This is a genomic window from Synechococcus sp. MU1655, from assembly GCF_023630655.1.
In the GTDB taxonomy this organism is placed as follows: domain Bacteria; phylum Cyanobacteriota; class Cyanobacteriia; order PCC-6307; family Cyanobiaceae; genus Synechococcus_C.
Map to the genome: position 1 here is coordinate 1 of NZ_JAKUHK010000085.1, position 7,311 is coordinate 7,311.

General features: G+C 56.3%; 7 protein-coding genes and 1 tRNA gene. 6 read left to right on the plus strand and 2 right to left on the minus strand.

Annotated elements, in window-relative coordinates; translation table 11 throughout:
• A partial coding sequence (locus NCN04_RS05595; RefSeq protein WP_502988756.1) for a MutS N-terminal domain-containing protein occupies positions 1–1,079 on the minus strand: 1,079 nt, incomplete at its 3' end.
• Between the two features lie 151 nt (positions 1,080–1,230).
• On the opposite strand from NCN04_RS05595, the gene psbZ reads away from it, so the two are divergent.
• The 4 genes from psbZ to NCN04_RS05615 all read left to right on the plus strand — a co-directional run bounded on the left by psbZ (position 1,231) and on the right by NCN04_RS05615 (position 2,726).
• Positions 1,231–1,419: a photosystem II reaction center protein PsbZ gene (gene psbZ, locus NCN04_RS05600; protein ID WP_048347662.1), complete on the plus strand. Its 189-nt coding sequence runs from the start codon at positions 1,231–1,233 to the stop codon at positions 1,417–1,419.
• Between the two features lie 62 nt (positions 1,420–1,481).
• Complete coding sequence (gene ribH / locus NCN04_RS05605) at positions 1,482–1,964, plus strand: 6,7-dimethyl-8-ribityllumazine synthase (RefSeq protein ID WP_250395440.1); 483 nt, start codon at positions 1,482–1,484, stop codon at positions 1,962–1,964.
• A gap of 64 nt (positions 1,965–2,028) precedes the next feature.
• A tRNA-Gly gene (locus tag NCN04_RS05610) sits at positions 2,029–2,100 on the plus strand.
• A gap of 50 nt (positions 2,101–2,150) precedes the next feature.
• Positions 2,151–2,726, plus strand: coding sequence for a VOC family protein (locus NCN04_RS05615; RefSeq protein ID WP_250395441.1), 576 nt, complete (start codon positions 2,151–2,153; stop codon positions 2,724–2,726).
• Between the two features lie 324 nt (positions 2,727–3,050).
• Here NCN04_RS05615 and NCN04_RS05620 read toward each other — a convergent pair whose 3' ends face one another.
• Complete coding sequence (locus NCN04_RS05620; RefSeq protein WP_048347664.1) at positions 3,051–3,506, minus strand: GNAT family N-acetyltransferase; 456 nt, start codon at positions 3,504–3,506, stop codon at positions 3,051–3,053.
• Positions 3,507–3,650: 144 nt separating this feature from the next.
• Here NCN04_RS05620 and NCN04_RS05625 point away from each other — a divergent pair, with 144 nt between their 5' ends.
• On the plus strand, positions 3,651–4,769 hold the full coding sequence (locus NCN04_RS05625; protein WP_048347665.1) for a glycosyltransferase family 4 protein: 1,119 nt from the start codon (positions 3,651–3,653) through the stop codon (positions 4,767–4,769).
• Between the two features lie 92 nt (positions 4,770–4,861).
• A partial coding sequence (gene secA / locus NCN04_RS05630) for a preprotein translocase subunit SecA (protein ID WP_250395442.1) occupies positions 4,862–7,311 on the plus strand: 2,450 nt, incomplete at its 3' end.

Sequence of the window (7,311 nt, forward strand, 5' to 3'; positions counted from 1 at the left end):
ATGCCGTTGTCGTCTAGTGGACAGGTCTCGCCGAGGTAGGAGATCAGTCCGCCGGCGGCGCGCATGGCAAGGGGAACGTTTTGCAGCCCTAAACCGTCGAGGGTTTGTAATCGGAATCGCTCCAAGAGCAGCGCTTCTGCTTCCGGTTGGCTGAAGGGTGTATTGCCGATGTCGCAGCGTTGCAGTCGCTCTGGACACCAGCTGGGCGCCATGCTGTTTTGGCTGTGGTGGATCAGTTCCGCTGGATCAAGCCGGGAGAGTTCTTGATGCAGCGCAGCGCTGTTCTCTTGTTCGCGGACTAAGAATTCGCCCGTGCTCACATCGGCGCAGGCCAACCCCCAGCGAAAGGGCTGCCGACCTTGAGCGGGCTCAACTACCACCGCCGCCAGCCAGTTGTTGCGGCGCGCGCTGAGCAGGCCTTCTTCAAGAACGGTGCCTGGTGTCAGCACCCTGGTGATGTCGCGCCGCAACAAGGTTCCTTTGGCAGAGCCACTGGCAGGGGCCGCCTCGAGTTGGTCGCACAGCGCCACGCTGAGGCCGCGGCGAATCAGTTCTGAGCAGTAGCGCTCAGCGGCGTGATGGGGAATGCCAGCCATGGGCACCCTTCCAATTTGTTTTCCTGCCTCTTTCCCCGTGAGGGTGAGCTCGAGTAGGCGCGACAGATGGATGGCGTCTTCGAAAAAGCACTCAAAGAAATCACCGAGCCGATACAGCAAGACCCGCTCGGGATGGGCGGCTTTGAGCTCCACGTAGTGGCGGAGCATCGGGGTGAGTTGTTCCGGCGTGACCTGGTTGTGGTGTGACCACGGCGGCAGATCGTCGTCGCTGTTGTCTTTGTCGTTGCCTGCGGGCGTAGAGGTTTCGGAGTGTGCTTCTTCGCTTGGACTGCTTGCGGAGGGCTTGGAATGCTGTTCTTGGCCTTGGCGCTGACGTGGGCGCTGCTTGGCGTCTTGCGTCAGCTCGTGATCATCGAGCTGATCGGGCTCACCTTGTCTGTTCTGGCCCTTGCTTGGTGCTGAACTGGCTGGTTCCGCATCCCCAAAAAGGTTGCCCTGCAGGGCCAAGTCCGGTTGGGGCACGGGGTGGCTAAGCGATCAGTGAATCGTAAGACTCACAGCAGCGGAAGACGTTGCTGGATCACCACAAGCTGTGAAGGTTGATTCCAAGGTGGGCCAGGGTTCCTCGTGCATGTGAGAATCTTTCGCACCGCCCTGGCGTCGACCTCTCTCCATGCAGATCCTCAACACCCTCACCGTGCTGGCCCTGGTGGTGATGTCGTTTGCCCTCATCGTGGCGGTGCCTGTGCTGTACGCCTCGAATGAAGACAGCGGACGTTCCAACCGCTTGATCCTGCTGGGTGGGATCGCCTGGGTGGCCCTGGTGTTGCTCAACTGGGGCGTGAGCTTCTTCGTGGTCTGAAGATCACCTCTGATTGGGTTACGTCTTGATGGGAGCATGGACAGACTTGCTCCTGGCTTTTTATGGCCACATTTGAAGGACGCTTCACTGATCTAGGCCAGGTTCGTATCGCCGTTGTGGTGGCCCGTTTCAACGATCTGGTGACGGCAAAGCTGCTGAGCGGTTGTTTGGATTGCCTATCCCGTCACGGCATTGACACGACTGCTGACAGCAGTCAGATGGATGTGGCCTGGGTGCCAGGTTCCTTTGAGCTGCCTCTGGTGTCCCAAAATCTTGCCCGTAGTGGGCGCTATCAGGTGGTGATCACTCTCGGGGCCGTGATTCGCGGTGACACCCCCCATTTCGATGTTGTGGTTGCGGAAGCCAGTAAAGGGATTGCAGCTGTGGCGCGTGACACGGGTGTTCCTGTGATCTTTGGGGTGTTGACGACCGACACGATGCAGCAGGCTCTTGAGCGTGCGGGGATCAAGAGCAATCTCGGTTGGAGCTACGGATTGGAGGCTTTAGAGATGGCTTCCTTGATGAAGGTATTGCCGGGGCATTGACCAACGGCCCCTTTGTGTTGCATGCTTCCCAAGTCGTAGTGAACACAGCGTTCAACACGGCTTCGCGGATGTAGCTCAGTGGTAGAGCATCTCCTTGCCAAGGAGAGGGTCGAGAGTTCGAATCTCTTCATCCGCTTTTCGTTTTAGCTGGGCTTTCGTTGGTTCGCTTCGGCGCCCATCCGAGTGGTGGGTGATCCTGTTGATGGAGAGCACTTGGCCTCTGGGCAGGGGTGTTCCAGTCCATGGCGATCTGAGTGCGGTCTGGCAGTGAATTCAGCCTTGCCGATGCAGCCTTCGTTTTCCCATCTCGGGTTTTGCGTCACGGATCGCTTGGGGAATGGTGATCAGGAAATTCTGTTCCTCTCCCGCTCTTTGTTGGAGCATCATCAAATCGTGTTGGCTCCAGGTCGTTCTGAAACCAGCGCCGCGACGATTCACCAGGTCCCATTCGAAATTGAGACTCTTTGCAAGCTCATCGACGCCTTTCAGGGGTTCACTGAACTTGGCATCACAGGCATGGAGTCGCTGAACCATGGCGGGAGTTGGTTGCTGCATGTCCCAGACCCTGATGGCAACAGGATTGAGCTGTTTGTGCGTACGGATTGGTATGTACCGCTTCATGCCATGACAGGTCTCGATCTGAACCAGCCTGAAGAGGCTATACGTCAGCAAACGGCGCTCATGGTTCAGCAAACACCAGGTTCAAAGACCTGGGAGGTGTGGCGCCAAGAGTTTCAGAAACGCATGGATCCTCACGGCTAAGTCAATCTCAATTGTCTAGAGAATGGATCGAAAAATGTTTAACTAATGTTCCGTCGAAGTGCCCAATCTTCTTGTTTAATTGCGCATTCCTTGACTCTTTGGTTGAAGTTCTGCGTGAGCTGCACTGAACCTTGATTGTCGATGGAGCCATCCTCTTAAGGGCTGGAAATGGCTTATGCTCGGATCGCTTCGCCATTGCTTTGAATTGTTAGAAAATTGGGTTTTCTTGGGCGTCCAATGTTATTCTAAAGGACTATTTCTCTACTGACAGCTTTTGTCTTATAAGAGGATTTAATTCCTGATTTTCTTGATGGCTTGTTTTGCTCATTGCTTGCGGATCAGCAATTGCTGAGGGCTGGCTGGTTCAAACCCCAACTGTTGGTAGAACCCGGAACTGTTGGTGGTCATCAGATACACGCGCTCGGCGTTGCGAATGGCTTTAGCGCTGAGCAGGGCTTCCACGACCCTCCTGCCGAGTCCGCGGCCTTGAAGGTCTCCTGCAACGACCACATCCCAAAGCACGGCGCGATGGATTCCATCGCTGGTGGCTCGTCCGAACCCCACCATTCGCTTGCCCCGCCAAAGGCTCACGACAACCCTGCTGCCCGCCAGCATCCTTTTTAGATCTGCCGTGTTGCGCTGTTGTGCCCAGAACGCATGTTTGTGGAGCAAGCGACGCAGCTTGAGCAGGCCACGGCTTGGCTTGAGATCAGGGCCCAGTCCAAACCATCTCAGGCCTGGGGCGCCGGCGGCATGTTGCACGAGTCGAATGCGAGCCATGGCGTCTTAATGAGTTCTCCATCATCGACACGGGGCGAACATCAAGCGATCTGCGTCTGGCTGAGATGATGAAAAGAAATGATCGAATCCGGTGAACGTTGCGATCCCTGATCGTTTGTCTGCTCAAGATCAGGTTGATGGGTAATGGACTCTTTTGTTCAACTCATGCGCGAATGGCCTCCAGGCTATGGAGGAGTGGAGCGGGTGGCCCATGAATTAGCGAGTGAGTGGGGCGCAACGGTGTTCAGCTTTGATGCGCAATCCCGTAGCGCTGATGAGATTGATGCGTTGCAGGTTTCTTATCCCCGAGTGGTATTGCCGGCCAGTCCACCCTTTGGCCGGTTGTTGCTTCCTTTGCCATCACGTGCGCTGTGGAGCCTGTTGCGTTCCCGTCGGCCTCTCTATGGGCATTTGCCATCGCCAGGTGTGCTTTTGGTGTTACTGCTGGCCCGTCTTTTGCAACCGCGTCGGCCAGTGTTCGCTCATTGGCACTGCTTTGTTGCCCCGGAGCCAGGCTCGAAAAATCGCCTTTTTGCTGTCTATCAGTGGTTGGCCCTTCGTGTCGTTCCACACTTAACCAAGGTCATTACGACTTCTCCGGTGCTGGCGAAAGAGTTGATTCGTTGTGGATGCCAGTCCGCTCGTGTGGCCGTTTTGCCCTGTTGTTTGAATGCAGAGCAAGAAAAGGTTCTATTGGCGTTGCCGTTGCGCTCCGCAACGGCAACGCCATTGCGGGTGTTATTCATCGGCCGGCTTGATAGTTACAAGCGCTTGGACTGGTTGATGGAAGCTCTTTCGCTTCTAAATAATCCTTGGTCTTTGGCGGTCGTCGGTGATGGTCCACGCAGGCTTGCCTTTGAAGCGCTTCGTGCGGAGTTGTTTGGCGCGAGTTCTGCTGTGACTTTCATGGGCCGTTTGGATGAGACGGCGAAGTTGGCAGAACTCGCGTCTGCAGACGTTTTGGTGCTCCCTTCGGATCGTTCCACAGAAGCCTTCGGGATCGTGCAGTTAGAGGCAATGGCGGCTGGGATTCCGTCACTTGCTTTTCAAAACCAGCGTTCTGGGATGGGCTGGGTCGGACAGCTGTCTGGATTGCCTTGGTCCCAACAGCCTGATGATTTGTCGTTGGTTCTCGATCAATTGGCGGCTTCGCCCGAACTTCGAACGGCGCTGAGCCTTGAGGCTCGAGACAAATATCTCAATTTATTCGCTCGCAAGGTTTGGTTGCAGGCTTTCGATTCGATCTTCTCCCCACAACGATGATCGAGCGGTAGGCAGCCTTAATTTCCCGTCGTCATCGCCATCTCATCCGGTGGGCCTCAGTAGGGTATTGCGCAGTCGATTTGGCGATTTCCATGCTCAAGCTCCTGCTGGGTGACCCCAACGCCCGCAAGCTGAAGCGTTATCAGCCGATCGTTTCAGATATCAATCTGCTCGAGGAAGAGATTGAGCCTTTGAGCGATGACGACCTGCGCCGTCGTACGGCCGAGTTTCGTCAGCGCTTGGAAGCTGCCGGGTCGCTGGATAAACAAAGGCCCCTATTAGACGAGTTGCTGCCCGAAGCCTTTGCTGTGGTGCGTGAAGCCGGTAAGCGGGTGCTTGGCATGCGCCATTTCGATGTGCAGATGATCGGTGGCATGGTGCTGCACGAGGGGCAGATCGCCGAGATGAAAACCGGTGAGGGTAAAACGCTCGTTGCCACCCTCCCCAGTTACCTCAATGCGCTCACGGGACGTGGTGTTCATGTGGTCACAGTCAACGATTACCTGGCGCGCCGCGATGCGGAATGGATGGGTCAGGTGCATCGATTCCTCGGCCTTTCGGTGGGCTTGATTCAGCAAGACATGACCCCGGCGGAACGCCGGATTAATTACGGCTGCGACATCACCTATGCCACCAATTCAGAGCTTGGATTTGATTATCTGCGCGACAACATGGCTGCCGACATCAATGAGGTGGTGCAGCGCGAGTTTCAGTTTTGTGTGATCGACGAAGTCGACTCCATTCTGATTGATGAAGCACGCACTCCCTTGATCATTTCAGGCCAGGTGGAACGCCCCCAAGAGAAATATGAGAAAGCCGCAGAAGTGGCGAATGCTCTTGAGCGGGCCGCCGAAATGGGGAAGGACGGCATCGATCCCGAAGGTGATTACGAGGTGGATGAAAAGCAGCGCAGCTCCACACTCACCGATGAGGGATTCGCCAAAGCTGAGGCCTTGATCGGTGTAGCAGATCTCTACAACCCTCAGGATCCATGGGCCCACTACATCACCAATGCCCTGAAGGCCAAGGAGCTGTTTGTTCGTGATGTGAACTACATCGTTCGCGATGGTGAGGCAGTGATCGTGGACGAGTTCACGGGCAGGGTGATGCCAGGCCGGCGATGGAGTGATGGTCAGCACCAGGCGATTGAGGCCAAGGAGGGTTTAGCGATTCAGCCGGAAACGCAAACCCTGGCATCGATTACTTACCAGAATTTCTTTCTTCTCTATCCCCGTTTGGCCGGGATGACCGGCACTGCCAAAACAGAGGAAACGGAATTCGAAAAGACCTACTCCTTGCAGACCGCCATCGTGCCCACCAATCGGGTCCGCGCTCGCCAGGACTGGGTGGATCAGGTCTACAAAACCGAAACGGCGAAATGGCGAGCCGTTGCCAAGGAAACCGCTGAGGTGCACAAGCAAGGTCGCCCCGTTTTGGTGGGTACCACCAGTGTGGAGAAAAGTGAGCTGCTCAGTTCCTTATTGGCGGAGGAAAACATCCCCCACAACCTGCTCAATGCCAAGCCAGAAAACGTGGAGCGGGAGGCGGAAATCGTTGCCCAGGCCGGTCGAGCTGGCTCTGTGACCATTGCGACGAACATGGCGGGCCGTGGCACCGACATCATCCTTGGCGGCAACAGCGATTACATGGCGCGCCTCAAGTTGCGCGAAGTGCTGCTTCCCCGGCTGGTGCGGCCGGAGGATGGTCATCGGCCCCCCGTTCCTCTCCAGCGCAGTGCAGAAGGCGGTGGTGGTTTCTCCACGCCTGCTCCTGCAAGTGGTCCTCACGGCAACGCCCCCAGTGAAGCCAAGGCGATTGGGAACCTCTATCCATGTCAGCTCACGGAAGAGACGGATCAGTCCCTGGTGGATCTCGCTAAGCAGTTGGTGAAGGCGTGGGGTGATCGCTCTCTCAGTGTGATCGAGCTGGAAGATCGGATTGCGACGGCAGCAGAGAAAGCCCCAACAGAGGATCCTGAGATTGCTCAGTTGCGTGCGGCAATCGCCCAGGTAAAAGGTGAATACGACGCCGTGGTGAAACAGGAGGAGATGGGGGTGCGCGAAGCAGGAGGTCTGCATGTGATCGGTACTGAGCGCCATGAATCACGCCGGGTTGATAACCAACTGCGCGGTCGTGCTGGTCGTCAAGGTGATCCTGGGAGCACGCGATTCTTCTTGTCGTTGGGAGACAACCTCCTGCGCATCTTTGGTGGTGAGCGCGTCGCTGGGTTGATGAATGCCTTCCGGGTGGAGGAAGATATGCCGATTGAATCGGGCATGCTCACCCGCTCTCTTGAGGGGGCGCAAAAGAAGGTGGAGACGTACTACTACGACATCCGTAAGCAGGTGTTTGAGTACGACGAGGTGATGAACAATCAGCGCAAAGCGGTGTACACCGAGCGCAGGCGGGTGCTTGATGGCCGTGAGCTGAAGAAGCAGGTGATTGGTTACGGGGAGCGCACGATGAATGAAATTGTTGAAGCCTATGTGAATCCAGACCTCCCTCCCGAGGAATGGGATGTTTCACAGCTTGTGAGCAAGGT

Coding starts and splice junctions, on each gene's coding strand:
- psbZ (WP_048347662.1), top strand. CDS start 1,231: ATGCAGATCCTCAACACCCTCACCGTGCTGGCCCTGGTGGTGATGTCG.
- ribH (WP_250395440.1), top strand. CDS start 1,482: ATGGCCACATTTGAAGGACGCTTCACTGATCTAGGCCAGGTTCGTATC.
- NCN04_RS05620 (WP_048347664.1), bottom strand. CDS start 3,506: ATGGCTCGCATTCGACTCGTGCAACATGCCGCCGGCGCCCCAGGCCTG.
- NCN04_RS05625 (WP_048347665.1), top strand. CDS start 3,651: ATGGACTCTTTTGTTCAACTCATGCGCGAATGGCCTCCAGGCTATGGA.